Below are 16,204 nucleotides of genomic sequence, written 5' to 3'. Positions count from 1 at the left end.
CGCAATTCCGAGCTTTCCGGCCTACTTCTTGCCGCGATCGTTGAAGCGTGCCAACTCGCGTTGGGCCTCGCGCATCTCGGCCTTCTTCTTGAGGTCCTGACGCTGGTCGCCCTTCGTCTTGCCCTTGCCGACACCGATTTCGATTTTCACACGACGGTTCTTCCAATAGGCGCGCAGAGCCACGAGGGACTGGCCCTTCTGCTGGCTGGCCGCCCACAGGCGCATGATTTCATTTTTGTGAAGCAACAGTCGACGCGTGCGGCGGGCCTCGTGCTGCTCATGGCTGGCTTTCACATAGGGCTGGATGTCGCACCCATAGAGGAAGCACTGGCCTCGCTCCACACGGGCAAAGGCATCGCCGATATTGATGTGCCCGAGGCGCACGGACTTCACTTCCGTGCCCTTCAATTCCATGCCCGCCTCCACCTTCTCCAAGATGTGGTAATCCCGGTGCGCTTTGCGGTTGGTGGCGATTTCACTCATGACGGCATACCCGGTCGAATGCCCTCCTCAGCAAGGCATCCTGTTTTCACTATAGCGCATCGCGAAGGCGTGGGCCTCCGCGATCATCCTTCGATATCTTCCGCGGCGAGGTGCCGCGGCTTAGTCCTGGTTGAGGAATTCGTCCTCCGGACGTTCCACCTTGATCTTGCCTTCAATGATTTCCAGGAGGGCGACATCCGCCTCCCGCATGCCCGGCTTCTTGTCGATGAGCGCAGGGCGGCCCAAGGTCAGCTGCTTCACGCGCTTGGAGACCATGTTGATCAACACGGGAAGTTCCGGGACGACCTGAGCGGCTTTTTCAACGAGTTCGGATCTCATAGCTTGGACTGGCAGACCGCCGAAAGCGCCCCTGCTGGCAGCTTGAGTAGAGAGGGGCATGGAGACGATGGCGGCCATGAATCGAGGATGGTTTGGTATCTGAATTACCCGCGCACCGTCGTGCGGGGAGCCTGAGAGATAAGCACAAACAGGCCGGAACGCAAGCACAAGGTGTGGCCTCCCGTTGGTCCGGCCTCTTCTCGGAAATCCCTTTGGGGGGCTGCCTCAGGTGGCCTCCCCAGCCGCCGGCACAGCCCCCTGTCCCGCACTGCCCCGTTTCTTCAGAGTGATGCGCTTGAAGCGGCCGTCCCCCTGGGCGCTTTCACTGATGATGTCCGGATCGTCCACGAAGAGATTGTGCACCAGCCGGCGGTAGTAGCTGTTCATGGGATTGAGGGCAATGGCATGCCCGGTCGCCCGGACACGCTCAGCCTGCTGCTTGACCTTCTCCAGCATGTTGTCCTCTCGCATCGTGCGGAAGTACTCCACATCCACACGAATGCGGGGCGCTTTGGGCTCACGACGCTGCAGAATGCGGTTCACGAGGTACTGGATGTCATCCAGCACCTCTCCGCGGCGCCCAATGAGGGCGTCCGGCTCTTCCGTGAGAATCTGCAGCGTGGGACCGTCCGGGCCGTCATCCTCTTCAATCTTCACGACAAAGCCGAGGTACCCCAGCATGGTGTCGAGAATCTTGCGAGAATGTTCCAGCGGGGTCATGTATTGGGCTTGCGGGTCGATTTGCTACCGCCACCACCGGGGCGCAGCGTCCTGGGCTTGTCCTTCTTCTGCTTGTTGCCCGAGGCGTAAGGCGACATGGATGACACAGACGCGGGCTTGGTGTCAATCACCGTTTTTTTTTCCAGCACCGGCTCTTTCTGCCAAATGCGCGTGAGCTGGGCCTGGATGATCATGAAGATGTTCGTGAAGGTCCAGTACAGCGCCAGCGCGGAGGCGAAGGTGTAGCAGAAGAACAGGAACATGAAGGGCATCAGCATGAAGATGCGCTGTTGCATCTTGTCCACCGTGGCCGGCTGCGGCGTCAGCTTCATCTGCAGGAACATGGTCAAACCCATGAGCAGCGGCAGCGGATTGATGTCCAGATGGTAGATGAACAGGTTGAGCGTAGCCACCGTGTCGGGCAGCGAAAGGTCCTGCACCCACCAGATGAAGGGCTGGCCACGCAGTTCGGTCGCACTCTTCAGCGCGGTGTAGAAGCCGATGAAAATGGGAAACTGCACCAGCAGCGGAAGACATCCGCCGACGGGATTCACCCCGTACTCGCGGTACATCTTCATCATCTCCTGATTCATCCTCTGCGGGTCATCCTTGTACTTCTCCTGCATCTCCTTCATCAGGGGGGAGAGCTTGCCCATCTTTTTCATCTGCGCGTTGGAGCGCGCTTGCAGCGGCCACAGAAGGCTGCGCACGGCCACTGTCAGCATGATGATGGCCACGCCCCAGTTGCCGGTCCAATCGTGGAATATCCGCAATGCGGACACCAGCAGGCGGCTCACCCAGCCGAACCAGTTGCCGTAGAACATCACCTGCTTGAGCTGGCGTTCATGATTGCCATCCGCCGCGTCAATCGCGGCAAGGTCACGATAGATCTTCGGTCCGGTGTAAATGCGGAACTCCAAGGTCTTCGCCGCGCCAGCTTCCAGTTCCACCGGGGGCAGGCTCATGCCGCCGTGGATGGCATGGTCCGTGGCAGCCTTGCTGTTCTTGGCGAATTCGTCCTTGGAATGGTCAATGAGGAAGCGCTCCATCCAGATGCGGGAGGGCTGATCCTCCTTGTTGGTGATCACCGTGGTGTAGAATCGGCTCATCACGCCCGCCCAGCGGGTGCGCGGGAGAGACTTCTCCTCAAGCACGATGGCACCGCCCCAGCCCAGCCAGTTCGGGCCGTCACGGAAGTGGCTGGTGTGGATGGCATGAGCATCGCCGGCATCGTTCCAGATGAAGGCGGGGCGCTCGATTTCATCAGGACGCAGCTCAGAGGAGGAGCCGGTGTAGAGGAACCAACTGTCGCGGCTCATCTTCGCCCCGCTCTGGTTGGTCAGAGTGATCTTCATGTCAAGGAGGTGGTCGCTCACTGCGGGTCCCGTGGAAAAGCGGTATTCCTTGCGAATCAATACCTTCTCAGCCGAGATGGCCTCAAAGACCACATGCTTGTCGCTTTTCTCGACGACCTTGTAGTTGAGATCATCATAGCTCCTGGAGGCGGTGCTCAGGGCGCCAATGGGAGCCTTGCCCCATTTGTTGAGCACGACCTTGTCCTTGGTGTCCAGAAGATAGGCCTTCTTGATGCCGGCACCCTTGCTGGAGAATTCGTACCGCGCATTGGTGCTGGTAAGCTCGACAGTTTCCACCGCTTCAGTCTGCGCAGGAGCAGCTGTGGCCTGACCGTCGGGCGCCGTGGCCGTGGGACTTTGAGGCGTGAGGGCCGCAGGGGCAGCGGGAGTGGTTTGAGCGGACTCGGCCGCCGGAGTCTGCGACTGCGGTTGAGGCTTGGGAGTCAGATAGAAGGCATTGACGATCATGCCCACGATGCAAAGGCTCACGACGATCCAGGTCTTTTTGTCCATGTCAGGATTCGGGAAGGAAAATGGGTGCAGGAAAAATTGTCGCAGTTATCGGTCTGTCAGGCAGGTTTGCGCATCAGGCCGCTATCATGGCGGGGAGGAGACTGGTGCTCCGAAGATGAGCGGTGGCAATCGCAATTCGCTCCGGGGTCATTCTTGTCACGCGAAGGGGGGACGGGGTCATGCCCGGTCCCGCCCCAGGGATTGCAGCGGCAGATGCGCTTGATGCCCATCCAGCTTCCACGCAGGACGCCGTGAGTTTCCACGGCCTCGAGAAAATACATCGAGCAGGTGGGAGTGTACCGGCAGCCACCCATAGGTCCCGCGGCAAAATGGATGACCGGGGAGATGAAGCGCTTGTAGAAGCGGATGGCGATCCGGATGAGGAATTTCATGGCGTGCCGGGGACTGCTGCCTCTTGCTGGAGGAGGATACGGGCGCGCCGGGCGGCACGCATCCAGTCCTGCTTCAATTCCTCAAAGCTGGCCTCAAGAATGCGCCAGCGAGCCACAGTGACCACCCAGACACCGTCCTGAATGCCGGCCTGGCGGATGATTTCGCGGAGGCGGCGGCGGGCAAGATTACGCTGCACCGCTCCGCCGACCTTCCGTGAGGTGATGACGCCGGAGCGCCACAAGCCACCCTCAGGATGGCGTAACACATTCACAATCACGAACTTCCCAGAAACACTTGTGCCCTCAGCCCGCACGCGGGCAAACTCAGAAGATGAGCGAAGGCGACGCGCGGCGGGAAGTCGCATGGTGGCACGCAGCCTCAATAGGTGGGCCGGGCCTGCGCGGTGCCCTTGGGAGTATGCTGGCGGGTATGCCGCTTGAAGGGAACTTCCACACCCTTCGGAAGGAGACGCCAGCGACCAGCCTTGCGGCGGCGGCGCAGGATGTCCTGCCCCTTTTCGGTTTTCATGCGGGCGCGAAAGCCGAACTGCTGCTTGCGGGTGCGCTTGGAGGGTTGGTAGGTGCGTTTGGGCATATTCTCGCGGGGAGGTGAAAGGGGTGCTGGAATCCATCCACGCGGCTCGGCTGGATGGAAGGGGCGGGCATACTACTGGGTGGGGTACAAATGTCAAACTGGAAGTGGCACCTGTCAGCGCCCCAGCTCCCGTCTAGGAACAACGCATCTGGAGCCTCCTGGCTCAACCCCTTGTTTCCCTGGAGTTCCGCCCATGCCGCAGCCACATCGGCAGGCAGTTGGACAAGATGCCTGCTGGCCGCAAGTTTCAGGGTTTGAATTTTGAGTTTGGCTGGCTTGGAGTATGCTGGGGCACATGGTTATCGAATCCATCACCTCAGATCCCCGCATAGAGCCAGCCACACTAGAAGATCTGCCGCAGCTTACAGATCTCGTGATGGCCCTCTTGGGTGAGGAGGAGGATTTCACGCCAAATCGGAGCAAACAGGAACACGGACTGCGCCTCATTTTGGAGCAACCCAGCCGCGGCCGCATCTTTGTCCTGCGCAATGATCACTTTGTCATCGGCATGGTGAACCTGCTCTTCACCATCAGTACCGCGGAAGGCGGATTCGTGGTCCTCATGGAGGACGTGATAGTACATCCCATGCACCGCGGTCAGGGCTACGGATCGCGCCTCCTGAAGCGCGCCATTGAGTTCGCCCGCGAAAAGAATTTCAAGCGTATCACGCTGCTCACCGATAAGATCAGCGCTGAGAGCCAGCGCTTCTTCCAGAAGCACGGATTTGTGTTCTCCCATATGATTCCGATGCGCCTGGTGTTTCTCGAAAACAATACCTGAAAACGTCCATGAACCTGCCGGGCACACCCCTCAAGCCATCCACATGGTGGCAAGGTCTGGCAACTCTCACCGAGAGCGAGGCTGCGGCCGCAGATGCCACGGCGTGGACTCTCGTCGCTCTGCTCGTCTTCTGCACCGTGTGTTTCCTCGGCGGCGCACTGGTCTTGCGGAAGAGAGAGCACGACACCCTGTCCGAACCCGAAAATGAAGCGCCGCACAGCCACGTGCAGCGTCCCGAGTCCTCCCAAAAGTCAGAAAGAAGCGCCGAAGAGGACCCCAAGCGGCAGCCCTGGGAACGCGGAGCTGATTGGTGGAAGGACCAAAGCTAAGGCCGCTCCAAAAAGGAAAACCCGGTGATGTGCATCACCGGGTCTCCAAATGGGAAGCCAGGGCGTGACTTGCCTCCTCAGGCGGATTGGGACGCGTGCCCCTTCTTCGAGCCCACGGAGTAGTAGCTGGCGTAGTTGTAGTACGTGTACTCCTTGAGGCTGGTGCTGGCACGGTTCAGGATGATGCCCCCCACACTCACCTGGCGATCGTAGAGCAGGTCCAGCGCCTTCGCGGACAGACGGGCCATGGTGGAGGACATGCGCACCACGAAGAGCACCGTATCCATCTTCGGAGCAAAGCTTGCCGTGTCATCCGCCACGAGGACGGGAGCGCTGTCGAAGATGATGTAGTCGTACTCCTCAGTCATCTCGCGAATGATTTCATCCGTCATCGGATTGAGGAACAGCTCAGAAGCCTGGTCCACTGCCTCACCTCGGGGAAGCACGTGCAGTCCACGTGTACCGCTCTCGAGCACTGCATCCCGCCAGTGCATCTGGGCATTGAGCACCTCCGTGAAGCCGGGTGTGCCCGGGATCTTGAAAAGCTCACTCACCCCGCCACGACGCAAGTCCGCGTCTGCCAGCAACACACGGGCTCCGCCGAGTGCCATGGTGATGGCCATATTCGCCACGGAAGTGGTCTTGCCTTCGTTCGGCACGGCGCTGGTCACAAGAATCACCTTGGGGGGCTTGCCACCCGTCCAGTTCTTGAACAGGATCGAAGAACGCAAATTGCGGAAGGCCTCGGCATACAGGTGGCGATCATCGCTCGGGCGGATGAGAGCCACGTCACCACGTCCAGCCAGCTCGGGAATCTGCCCCAGGATGGACTCGTTCGGGAACAGCGACTGGAACTCGCTGAAGGTGTTCATGCGATCGTCCAAGCGGTCGAACAGCAGGAGAATGACCGAACCGGCCACGAGACCAGCAATCAGCGCCAGGGCGATGGGAAGAATCAACTCACGGCGTTTTTCAATGGCCGGACCGGCGAGCTCCAAAATGGCCACGAGGTCAGACTGCGTGATGCTGGTGGTGTCGAGATCGGCCAGTTTCTTTTTCCAAGAGTCGTGGTCCTCACCCAAGCGCTTGTACTCGCTGTCCAATTGCTTGTAGGTCACAATCTTGTCGTTGGCCTCTTTCGCCTTCACCGTCCACTCGGCGATGGCTTCCTTGAGACCGCTGATTTTGGTCTGGAGGCCTGCAATGCGCCCCTGCATTTCCTCCTCGCACCGCGCTTTGTAGATGAGCACTTTCGATTTTACCTCGGCAATTTCTTCATCCACATCTTTAATGGAGGGGTGCTCAGGCCGGTAGGTCTTGAGCAGGTCCAGGCGCTTTGACTCCATGAACATGAGCTCATTCTGTGCATCCAAGTAGCGTCCTTCCATGGGGGAAATGCCACTACCCACAGTTGGAGTGGAGCTTGTTGGAGCAGTGGGCAGAGAGTTGCCGCTGCCCTGCACGGTGGTCGGAGCAGCATCTACAGCTCCCGACATTGCCGGCATGGTGGATGACCGCTTATCCTGCTGGCGCAGGTAGTTGTCCAATCCCATGCGTTCCATGATCCGCTTTTCAGTCTCATACATGTTCAGGCTGTTCTCAAGCTGCACCAGATAGGCTCCAGCTCGGTTGGAATTCCCCTCGAACATGGTGGCATCATTGGCCTTGAGGAAGTTTTCCAACGCCAGCTTGGCGGCCGCCACTTCCTTCTGCTTCTCCAACACTTCCTGAATGACCTTGCCCACCGTTCCGCCCACGGAGTCATCGATCATCTTTTTGCGGAAGGCGATGTACTCGGACAGCAACTCATTCAGCAAGGCCTGGGTGTATTTCTCTTCCGTGCCGATCGCCGTGACGTTCAAGATGGAAGAGCCTTTCGTTTGGGTCACCTGGATATCTACCTCAATCTCTTTGAGTTCCGGGTGAGCCATGGCCACTCGTTCCTTGGCTTTGTTCCTCAAGCTGGAGCTCTCCAGCAACTCAATCTGCGTACCGTAAAAGTCCGTGAGGAACATGCTGGACATGGTCCCGCCAGAGGAGCCGGAAACGTCAATCTTGGTACCCACGTGCAGCTTGCCCACCGCAATGTACTCTTGAGGGCTGCTGGTTACGGTGATGGCCGCGTACACCACCGCGATACAGGAAGTCAGGAGCAGGAACCACCACCGGCGGCGAAGCAGCACCTTGTAGCGCTGAAGCTTGGCTGAAGTCTCGTGAAACCGGTTCAGCGAGTTTGCCGTGGTTTGGGCAGAGTACAGGGATTCCATATTGGAGCAGGATGAGCTGGCAGCAAACGAGCTTACCAGATTGAGCAGGTGTTAAAAGAAAATTTTGTTTACATTGTCACCACAGACGCCAATGCAAGTGACGTTCTGGTGACGGTGACGTTAGAAGTTGATCAGCTTTTCCTCGACGATGACGGTGTCGCCAGCAATGAGGGGGATGTCCTTCCCCGGTGCTTTCCCAGAAAAAACATCCCTCAGGTTTACCACGATGGTGACATTCCCCTTCCCGGGCACCTTTCGGACGACTTTCACGGCTTTGTCCTTGGCCTTTGTGGAAAATCCGCCAACGCGCAAGATCGCCCCTCCCACCATCTCCCCTGTCACGAAATCATACCTTCCCTGGTGTTTCACCTCACCGTAAACGGTAATGTAGGGCCCGGCAGCCCCCGCTCCTGCGGATCTCGGAGGCGAAGGACTGGGAGGCGTCGCCGGGGTTTGGGTGGAAGCCACGTAGGGGAGTGACATCACCCCTGCCACCAGAGCAACGATCGTAAGCCCGACCCAAAACCACAGCCGCCCCTGTGTCCCCTTGGGAGAGGATGGCCCAGAGGGGCTTTGCGTGGGGGCTGGAACTTCCATGGAGGGCGGTTAACCAGGAGAGCGAAGTGAGCCAGCTGTTGCCGAACCTCTTTGCACCCACCCCTCGGACCAGCCTTGGAAGATTTTCCGCCCTTCTGGGCGCATACGTTGCGACGTTCTTAGAAATTGATGAGTTTTTCCTCAACAATGATGGTGTCGTTGGGATAGATCGTGATGTCCTTCTCCAAACGGCCCTTGGTCATCACATCGCGGAGGTTCACCACAATGGTCACATTACCCTTGCCGGGAATTTTGCGGATGATCTTCACCGCCTTGTCCTTGGCGAAGGGGGCAAAGCCGCCCGCCCGCAGGATGGCCTGGCTGGCAGTGAGCTGGTCTTCCGGGGCGAACTCATATTTGCCCTGGCGAATGACCTGCCCATAGATGGTGATATAACCCATGTCATCGGGGACGAAGCCGTCTCCTTGGCGCCCCCCCCTGCCGGGGATGTAAGCACGCTCAAGCGCCACGATGACAGTGGCCTGCTGGAAGTACTGCTTCTCCAATTCACCCTTCATGTACAAGGCCAGCTGGCGGGGGGTACGGCCTGCCGCTTTCACCAAGCCAATGTAGGGAGCAAAGATGTCTCCAGAGTCCTGAACCACCAGGCTTTTGGGTTCCGCCTTGTCCTCTACAATACGAAGGACAACCTGATCCTTGATACGCAGCGGGCGCGAGTCATCCAGCTGGGTCATCGAGGTGATCCGGGACGCGGAGGCGGCAACATCGTCACGCTCCATGGACCCGGGCTGGGCTTGCGACTGGGAAGCGGCCGGCTGGATCTGCTGACGCGAGCGGCTGCTCTGTGGCTGCGCAGGAAGGAATCCGGGGTCTTGGGCAACAGCGATGATCTGGCTGGCTAGCAGGGCCGCAGCAACCACGGCGTGGGGAAGAAGGCGCTTCATACTGGGGTAAGGCAGGGAACTGAGTTTAAATTTCGAATGCGACTAGGACAAGTTTCCCTTTTCAATGTTCGAACTGCAAGATCATTCGCTCGCCCAGCCTGCGACGCTTCCTCCAGATTCGCAAAACGCAATGCCGGACCACTTCCAAGTGGCTAACGACAAGCCCTCGCTCCACGACGGGAAGCGAGGGCGGATTCTTCCCTGAGGGCCCGGACATCACCCCACGGGGACATCAAGCCCATCCTTCGTTAGAAGTTGTAGTTCATGGACATCACGAACCGATTCTGGTCGAAGCTCTGGCGCTCGTCCTCAGCATCCGTGGTCAGGTAACGATATCCCACACCAACATTCATCTTGCGGTTGAAGGCCCAGCTTACGTCCAAGGAGAAAGCATGCTGGTTGTAGTCGCGCAGTTCGATGTTGGAGTCGGTATTGCCGTAGTGATAGCCAAGGCCGAGTACAAGGCGGCTGTTCAGGCGGTGGGTAAGGAGGGCGTCGATGCCCCACTGCTCCACGTCTTCCGCGAGGCGACCGCCGGAATCTTCAGCATCTTCGTAGTAGGTGCTGAGGGTGAAACGGGCGCCGCGCCAGGCGATCATACCAACAGCGTAGGTGACATAGTCAGCCGTAAGGAAGTTCGAACTCGTGTTGAGCGAGGATTCGTGACCGAAGCTGAGTTGATGGGAGATGCGGGCGTTGAGCTGGTTGAACAGCGTGACATTATAGTAGTAGTCGTCGAGCTCGCTGTTGCTGTCGAAGCTGCGGCTGGATTCGGTGACGTCATCCTGCTGCTTCTGGATTTGCTGGGCGGCCAGTTGATCCTGCAGAGCCAGCTGCTGCTCCTGAATGGCGGCCAGTTGTTCCTGCGCCTGCACTGGGTTTGGCGAAGTCGCCACATTGATTGAAGCGGCCTGGGCATTCAGAGTATCGATCTGCGCCTGCGTGGAAGCGATGTCCTGATCCGAAACACTGCGGGTGAAAGCCGGAGGCGTATCGAACTCGAAGTGCTGGTAACCACCGGACGCCTTCAGGATGGTGCTCCTTGTGATGGGCAGAATAAGGAAGACGCCCGCACTGGAAGTAACACCATCGTTGTTGAACTCTTCATCATAGTTGACCCACGAGACGCTTCCCTCGATGCCAATGGTGTAAGTGCCAGTCGGTGTAAAGGCCAACGATCCCGACACTGAATCAACCGTGCGATCTGTCTCGGAGAAATTGTCTTCCAGCGCGAGAGAGTCGGAGTGGTTGTAGTTCACCGACAGGCTGGTCTTCGAATTGATGGCCCAGCTCATGGCCAGACCAATGTCGTTCTGGAAGACCCCGAACACGTCCAGGTCGTCCAGCGCGAATTCGGTCTGGGACGCCGGGCGCACCGAAACGCGATCATAGATGACGAAGAGGATATCACCCACCATCACATCGAACGCCAGCGTCGAGCCGGGGAAGACGTTCAAGTTAAAATCCTTGCCGTTGGGGCTGAGCTCAGGGTGGTTAAAGTAATGGTCCACCCCCATGGTGACCGAGAGAGAGAAGCGCTGCTGCTCGGTGATTTGGTAGTTGGCGTCTACGTTCATGTAGAGGCCCGCGATCAAGTCATCCTGCGCATCGGAATGTGCCTGATTGACGTTGTCGTTGTACTCAAGATTGCCGTTTAGGCCCAAACCAATGTTTACCGGGCCGAGCTTGATGTTGCGCTTTCCAGCCAGGAAGGGATCCGTGATGTAGGTCGGCGCGAAGAACGTGGTGGTCGCGGGATATGGGCTCGAGGAGGAACCCGTGTAGTCGCCCGGGCGACGACGCGAACCGCCTACATATCCTCCGCGGAAATCATCTGCGCCCAAGGAGCGGCCAACGCTCTCTTCCAGCTGGGTACGCTCTCCGAGAGGACGCTCCTCATCCGGAGTCGATTCGCCGGTGTACTCACCGCGATTAAAGTCATAGGTTCCCGCAGAGCTGGTAGCAGATTCATCCGCCGCTTCCTGCTGACGAAAAAGCGCCGCGCGATTGCGCAGATCGTCAAAGAAAAGCCCTGTCTGCGAAGGGGCTACGCCCGTTTGCGCCGAGGCGGTTGTTGTAAATTGATGGGCGGCAAGGAGTGAAAGGCACGCAGCAACAATTCTGGGGAGATGAATTTTTGCGCAGGGAGTCATACAAAAGGCTAAAAAAGAGGGCGATGCAACGCCATGCAAGCAAAGTGGTCTACCCTTGTCGAGGAGATTTCGTCACGGGTGGGAAAAAAATCTGCCACGAAAAAGGTCTTTCAAAAATCGGTTCTTCTGCCTTCATTTTGCCCGGATTGCGGCTTTTTTTGCAGGCCGTGACAAATGAAGGATACCTCCCTCACCATCGGGCATTCCACCACAGCCTTGACTTGGGAGGCGGAACTGCGGAAAAAGCAGGGTCCCAACGGGCTGTCCTGCCGGGCAGACCGCCACCCTTCACTCCCGCATGAGCGCACCCGCCACGAAGACACGCCTGACCATTCCCGAGTACGCCATGGCACTGGCCCACGTGGCCAGCCTGCGCTCTGAAGACCCATTCAGGAAGGTCGGCGCTGTGGCCTTCGACTTTGATAACCGCGTCATAGGCACGGCTTACAACGGCCTGGCGCCGGGGTTCAATGCCGACCATGAGTTCTGGCTGGACCGCGATACCCGGCGCAAATACATGCTCCATGCCGAGGTGAACCTCTGCAGTCTCTTCACCCGGGGGAACGTGAAGCTGGTGGCCTGCACCACCATGCCTTGCACCTCCTGCGCCCAGATGCTGTGCGCCTATGGGGTAAAGGAAATTTACTACCGCGACCCCTACCCCGATTCCGAAGCGAATGCCATCTGCCAGCTCTACGGCATCAAGCTGGAGCAACTCACGGACTACCCGCTGATTGTCTCCACGGTTGATCCTCCGGGAAGTGCAACGGGTACGGGCATGTCGAAGTAGTCCCTCGACAACTCAGTGAACAGTCGCCGCTCACCGGCGCATCCCACGGTACCGGTATGGTTCGTACCCCAATCCCTGAAGAAACCCAACGGGCGTGGTGTGCTTCGTGACCAGCCAACCGAGCGGGCTGCCGGTCTCATAAACCAGGAGCTCGCTTTTGTCCGGCTTCGAGAAGGCAGCGAAGAGCAGGACGTGGCCATTGACGGTGTTCAGCGCGTCGCCTGGCTGGAGTTCGTCATAGGTCGCCAGCTTGTCGCAAATCTTCGGAATGGTGCGGGTAGAGCAATGCCAGTCCAGATTCCAGCAGCGTGAAATGAAGCCGCTGCAATCCGCGCCCACGGTATGTTTGCTGCGCGCGGAGGCGAGCCCTTTGCGTTTCGCCGAGGTGTAGATGTCTCCCGCCCATTTTCCCTGACGCACCCCTTGATCGAAGCTCTCTGGGGTATCGTCGGCTCCCCAGCAGTAGGGAATGCCGACGTTCACCTGACCAGACTTCCACCATCCGGGTGTGCGGCCTGCCGGGCGAAAGGTCGCGTCGGGGGTGTCGACGCGTACACCGTCAGGATCGACGCCGTGCATCGCCTGCTTTTCGGTCGCGGCCCAGCGATGGTTCAGGTAGCGCTCAGCGATCGCCAGGGACTCAGCCTGCGTGACCGAGGCAAGTGGACCGATCGCTTCATCGCTCGCGCTCGGAGTGCTGACGCACTGTGTGAGCAGCAGGCCGCAAAGGAGCGCTCCTGCGAGATGCAAAAGCTTCATCGGGGCACGAGATATTCCCAGGCATTGGGCGGATCTTTGGCCTCCGTATGGGATCTACCGGCAACATGCACACCACCGTCAGGAGTGACCTTCAGATTAGTGCACACGGTGGCGGACTTCGGGGTGATGATCAGCACGTCCCCTGTGATATCGCCGGCCCATCCGACGAGTGGGAGTTCCGGCCCAACTTCCGCCTCTCCATGGAAATACACCGTCTGCTCTCCCAAGGTGACGACTTTGGCCTGCAGAATCCACTCACGTGACAGACGATGCTCCAGAATGGAGGCCCACTCCCTGGCCTCCTCTTCCGGAGTACTGGCGCAATGTGTGCAAGTCAGGCAGAGCATGCCTGCCATCACGCACCTTAGAATGAGACTCCAGAGACGCATGCTCATGCGGTCACTTGTGCTTGCTGCACGGCAGGCCTCTCGGAATAATCCAGGCGCGGCACGATGGGGAAGTATTTCTGAATGGCGCAGATGGCGTAGAACATCTTGACCTTGAAGTGGAGCCACCAGCTGAAATCTGTATTGCCCGCAACGAGGTTGAACACGGCCCACTCCATCTGCGGATCCGGAGCCGGGGTCATGAAGACCTCGAATCCATTGCGGTCATAGAACATCTTGATCATTCGCAGGAAGACCTTGCTCATCTGGCCCACCTTCTTCGTGTAGCGCTTCTGCTCATCAAGCGAGAGCGCAGTGCCGGCCTTATCCGCAGCGATCACTTTTGAGGCCGCAAGATATCCAGACTTGATGGAAAGCATCACACCGGATGAGAAGATGGGATCGATGAAGCCAGCAGCGTCACCGATGAGCAGCCAGCGATTGCCGGCATTCACCTCATAGCGGTAGGTGTAGTCGCTCACCACGCGGTACTCTCCCACGCGCTCGGCACTCTCCATGCGCCGGCGGATTTCGGGATAGGAAGCCACGACTTTCTCGAAGCACTCGTCCGGCTTCAGGCCGGTGGACTTGTAGTGCTCCAGCGTCTGCACGAGACCGATGGAAGTCTTCACGTCATCGAGCGGGATCATCCAGAACCAGCCGAAATCGAGACGCACAATGGTGATGTAACCATCCGCCGGTGGGTCATTTCGCTTCACCCCCTTGAAGTGGGCGAAGGTGGCGAACTTCTTTGGCATACCAAGGTCATCCTTGGGCAGGTCCATGCGCTTGCCCATGAAGGCATCGCGGCCGCTCGCATCGAGCAACCAACGGGACTGCAGTTCGATGGTCTGATCCCCGCGCTTGCAGACGATCTTGGCGCCATCATCATTCACTTCGAAGGACTGCACCAAAGTCTCCTGCCACACTTCGCAACCACAGGAGGCAGCGTGATCGAGGAGGATGTCGTCGAACTTGGAGCGCTCCACCTGGAAGGTCTGCGCGTAGTGGGGTGGCAGGTGCTTGCCGAAGACGATCTGGATGCCAGCCGTGGAGTTTCCCAGCACGAACTCGGCACCAAGCTTGGGCACGAAACTGGACTTCGTGAGACGGTCCCAGACTCCAATGGCTCGCAGTTCTTCATTGCCAAAGGGAATGAGGGACTCCCCCACATGGAAACGGGGGAACTTTTCGCGCTCAAGAATCAGGACTTTTTTCCCCTGCTGCGCCAGGGCACTGCCCGCCGTGCTGCCGCCAGGGCCGCCGCCAATGATGATCACATCATACAAACTCATTGGCGCGAGCATTGCCTGAGAAATCGAGGTGGGTCAAGGCCGACGCGGATCCATCCCGGTGTTGGCCATGAATCGATTCCAAGATGTAGCCGATGCATGTGCAGATTTTCATACAATTTGCACTTGCGTTCTTTTGAACAGTGTTCAAACATTCTACCATGCAACTGGAACGGCGTACCATTTCCCCAAAGCCAGGCATGAGAGCCTGGATGAGTGACAGCTCAGGCTATCCCCTCCCCGAGGGTCTCACAGACCGTCAAGAAGTACGAGTGGTGGGCCAGCAGGGGCGGACCCGAACCGTGGAGGATGCACAAGGGAGGCGTTACGAGGTGCTTTTTTGGCAGGTAGACGCCGGCTATGCGTTCCGGATCAACGGTCGTTACTTCCGGGAGAACACGCCACAGGCGCTGGACCTCCTGGAGAATTACCTCAAGCATCTCGAGCGGATGTCGCGGTTCGCACCGTGGGAGACTGCAGAGCAGAGACAGGACATTCGCTTCCAGCTCCGGCGGAATGGACGGAATCCGCAGGGGCGTCCGAAGTACTCGGATTTCAGTTTGTGCGGGGTGTGATTGCGCGCGTGCGCCTGACAGCCTGGCTACTGTGGTGGGTGTTAGGGCGTTCATGCGGCGTGGGTGGTGAAAAACTTCAAAATCGGCCAAACGAACTATCGTTTCCTGGGGTCTGGGTGGGTTTCACTCAGGGTGACTGTACACCTTGGTGAAATGCGGGGCAATGATGAAGTGCAGGCGCCGGGAGCGCTGGGCGGTGGGAGCAGATGCGTTGGAGAAGACGCCCGAAAAGGTGAGCCGTGGGTGAGGTCGCGGGCTCGGGTGTCGCTCTGCGACACCGGGACCACCAATCCTCCACTGGGTCAGACCAGCGAAGGAATTCCGGTGGTGGCGATAGCTGGGAACTCCGCCATCGGTTGCAGATAGATTTCGATCCGCTGGTCATCACCCAAGATTCCTGAAGCAGGGCTGTCACTACAGAGGGTGACGTGATAGATGCCGTCTTTGAGGGTGAGGATCTGGCTCTCAGGGCAAGCAACCGACCAACGCATCAGATCATAGAGATCACGGATGCAGATTTTACCACCCGTGACGACAAGGCCGAGACGGTATTTGAACTCGGCTTCCTCAATGCGTGCGTCAGTCGGATACCCCTCGAAGAAATCGAGCTTGAACCTCCCTGAACTGCCGGTGCCGAAACCCACGATGGTTCCTTTCTGAATGTGGCGCTGAACGTCCGATTCTCTCCAGTAGTTTGCAGTGAAGTAGTCCTCATCCTGCGCGATGTGGGCGGCATGGGCCGGGGAGTACATGATGATTCCCAAGCCGGAGATGTCGAGGGTGATGCTGCCGTACATGCGTCACTGAAGTAGCATCTGCTTTTTGGCATCCCATTGTAAACCGCCACGGCCCGCGCCGTTCATGCGGTATAAAAACGTCAAGGCCGTTCCATTTCTGGAACGGCCTTGAATGAAATAAACTGGCGACTGCCTACTTTTGCGTGACCTTTCGTCAGGCTATCATCGGCTTTGCA

19 protein-coding genes are annotated in these 16,204 nt (G+C 58.5%); 4 read left to right on the top strand and 15 right to left on the bottom strand.

Annotated features, from left to right (window positions below):
- Nucleotides 1-21 precede the first annotated feature (21 nt).
- From smpB to rpmH, 7 genes are all read right to left on the bottom strand, one after another.
- On the bottom strand, nucleotides 22-483 hold the full coding sequence (gene smpB / locus DES53_RS18740; RefSeq protein ID WP_113959841.1) for an SsrA-binding protein SmpB: 462 nt from the start codon (nucleotides 481-483) through the stop codon (nucleotides 22-24).
- 120 nt (nucleotides 484-603) lie between these two features.
- The gene (locus tag DES53_RS18735; protein ID WP_113959840.1) at nucleotides 604-822 is read right to left on the bottom strand and encodes a DNA-directed RNA polymerase subunit omega; all 219 of its coding nucleotides are present in this window, start codon (nucleotides 820-822) and stop codon (nucleotides 604-606) included.
- Nucleotides 823-1,047: 225 nt separating this feature from the next.
- Entirely contained in the window at nucleotides 1,048-1,542 is a 495-nt protein-coding gene (locus tag DES53_RS18730; RefSeq protein ID WP_113959839.1) for a Jag family protein, read from the bottom strand.
- On the bottom strand, nucleotides 1,539-3,410 hold the full coding sequence (gene yidC, locus DES53_RS18725) for a membrane protein insertase YidC (protein ID WP_113959838.1): 1,872 nt from the start codon (nucleotides 3,408-3,410) through the stop codon (nucleotides 1,539-1,541). Before yidC ends, DES53_RS18730 begins: the two co-directional genes overlap by 4 nt.
- Nucleotides 3,411-3,466: 56 nt before the next feature.
- On the bottom strand, nucleotides 3,467-3,802 hold the full coding sequence (yidD, locus tag DES53_RS18720; RefSeq protein ID WP_113959837.1) for a membrane protein insertion efficiency factor YidD: 336 nt from the start codon (nucleotides 3,800-3,802) through the stop codon (nucleotides 3,467-3,469).
- Nucleotides 3,799-4,167: a ribonuclease P protein component gene (gene rnpA / locus DES53_RS18715; protein WP_147263485.1), complete on the bottom strand. Its 369-nt coding sequence runs from the start codon at nucleotides 4,165-4,167 to the stop codon at nucleotides 3,799-3,801. The genes yidD and rnpA overlap by 4 nt, the downstream gene beginning before the upstream one ends.
- 14 nt (nucleotides 4,168-4,181) lie before the next feature.
- Nucleotides 4,182-4,397, bottom strand: a complete 216-nt coding sequence (rpmH, locus tag DES53_RS33945) for a 50S ribosomal protein L34 (protein ID WP_113959835.1) — start codon at nucleotides 4,395-4,397, stop codon at nucleotides 4,182-4,184.
- Nucleotides 4,398-4,692: 295 nt separating this feature from the next.
- Between rpmH and DES53_RS18705 the strand changes: the two genes are divergently transcribed.
- Nucleotides 4,693-5,178 carry a GNAT family N-acetyltransferase gene (locus DES53_RS18705; protein ID WP_113960154.1) on the top strand — a complete coding sequence of 162 codons (486 nt, stop codon included), beginning with the start codon at nucleotides 4,693-4,695 and terminating at the stop codon, nucleotides 5,176-5,178.
- 8 nt (nucleotides 5,179-5,186) lie between these two features.
- The gene (locus DES53_RS18700; RefSeq protein ID WP_113959834.1) at nucleotides 5,187-5,507 is read left to right on the top strand and encodes a hypothetical protein; all 321 of its coding nucleotides are present in this window, start codon (nucleotides 5,187-5,189) and stop codon (nucleotides 5,505-5,507) included.
- 77 nt (nucleotides 5,508-5,584) lie between these two features.
- Here the strand turns inward: DES53_RS18700 and DES53_RS18695 are convergent, their stop codons facing one another.
- The 4 genes from DES53_RS18695 to DES53_RS18680 form a co-directional block, all read right to left on the bottom strand.
- A complete protein-coding gene (locus tag DES53_RS18695) occupies nucleotides 5,585-7,774 on the bottom strand; it encodes a polysaccharide biosynthesis tyrosine autokinase (RefSeq protein ID WP_113959833.1) in 2,190 nt (729 codons plus the stop codon).
- A 120-nt stretch (nucleotides 7,775-7,894) separates the two neighbouring features.
- Nucleotides 7,895-8,371 (bottom strand): polysaccharide biosynthesis/export family protein, encoded by a 477-nt coding sequence (locus DES53_RS32540; protein WP_211325607.1) that lies wholly within the window; start codon nucleotides 8,369-8,371, stop codon nucleotides 7,895-7,897.
- A gap of 119 nt (nucleotides 8,372-8,490) precedes the next feature.
- Nucleotides 8,491-9,276, bottom strand: a complete 786-nt coding sequence (locus DES53_RS18685; RefSeq protein ID WP_113959831.1) for a polysaccharide biosynthesis/export family protein — start codon at nucleotides 9,274-9,276, stop codon at nucleotides 8,491-8,493.
- A 248-nt stretch (nucleotides 9,277-9,524) separates the two neighbouring features.
- A complete protein-coding gene (locus tag DES53_RS18680) occupies nucleotides 9,525-11,468 on the bottom strand; it encodes an outer membrane beta-barrel protein (protein WP_170157216.1) in 1,944 nt (647 codons plus the stop codon).
- Nucleotides 11,469-11,727: 259 nt separating this feature from the next.
- Here DES53_RS18680 and DES53_RS18675 point away from each other — a divergent pair, with 259 nt between their 5' ends.
- Nucleotides 11,728-12,219, top strand: coding sequence for a deoxycytidylate deaminase (locus DES53_RS18675; protein WP_211325606.1), 492 nt, complete (start codon nucleotides 11,728-11,730; stop codon nucleotides 12,217-12,219).
- Nucleotides 12,220-12,249: 30 nt separating this feature from the next.
- On the opposite strand, the gene DES53_RS18670 is transcribed toward DES53_RS18675, so the two are convergent.
- From DES53_RS18670 to DES53_RS18660, 3 genes are read right to left on the bottom strand one after another with little or no spacing between them, the layout of a single operon-like run.
- The gene (locus DES53_RS18670; RefSeq protein WP_113959829.1) at nucleotides 12,250-12,978 is read right to left on the bottom strand and encodes a hypothetical protein; all 729 of its coding nucleotides are present in this window, start codon (nucleotides 12,976-12,978) and stop codon (nucleotides 12,250-12,252) included.
- Complete coding sequence (locus DES53_RS18665) at nucleotides 12,975-13,325, bottom strand: hypothetical protein (protein WP_170157215.1); 351 nt, start codon at nucleotides 13,323-13,325, stop codon at nucleotides 12,975-12,977. Before DES53_RS18665 ends, DES53_RS18670 begins: the two co-directional genes overlap by 4 nt.
- 44 nt (nucleotides 13,326-13,369) lie before the next feature.
- Nucleotides 13,370-14,659 carry an NAD(P)/FAD-dependent oxidoreductase gene (locus DES53_RS18660; RefSeq protein ID WP_170157214.1) on the bottom strand — a complete coding sequence of 430 codons (1,290 nt, stop codon included), beginning with the start codon at nucleotides 14,657-14,659 and terminating at the stop codon, nucleotides 13,370-13,372.
- Between the two features lie 209 nt (nucleotides 14,660-14,868).
- Here DES53_RS18660 and DES53_RS18655 point away from each other — a divergent pair, with 209 nt between their 5' ends.
- The gene (locus DES53_RS18655) at nucleotides 14,869-15,231 is read left to right on the top strand and encodes a hypothetical protein (protein WP_147263482.1); all 363 of its coding nucleotides are present in this window, start codon (nucleotides 14,869-14,871) and stop codon (nucleotides 15,229-15,231) included.
- Nucleotides 15,232-15,533: 302 nt separating this feature from the next.
- On the opposite strand, the gene DES53_RS18650 is transcribed toward DES53_RS18655, so the two are convergent.
- The gene (locus DES53_RS18650; protein WP_113959825.1) at nucleotides 15,534-16,028 is read right to left on the bottom strand and encodes a hypothetical protein; all 495 of its coding nucleotides are present in this window, start codon (nucleotides 16,026-16,028) and stop codon (nucleotides 15,534-15,536) included.
- Nucleotides 16,029-16,204 lie beyond the last annotated feature (176 nt).

Source organism: Roseimicrobium gellanilyticum (assembly GCF_003315205.1).
In the GTDB taxonomy this organism is placed as follows: Bacteria; Verrucomicrobiota; Verrucomicrobiia; order Verrucomicrobiales; family Verrucomicrobiaceae; genus Roseimicrobium; species Roseimicrobium gellanilyticum.
The sequence above is the reverse complement of the archived record's forward strand: the minus strand, read 5'-3'. Positions and strand labels throughout refer to the sequence as shown.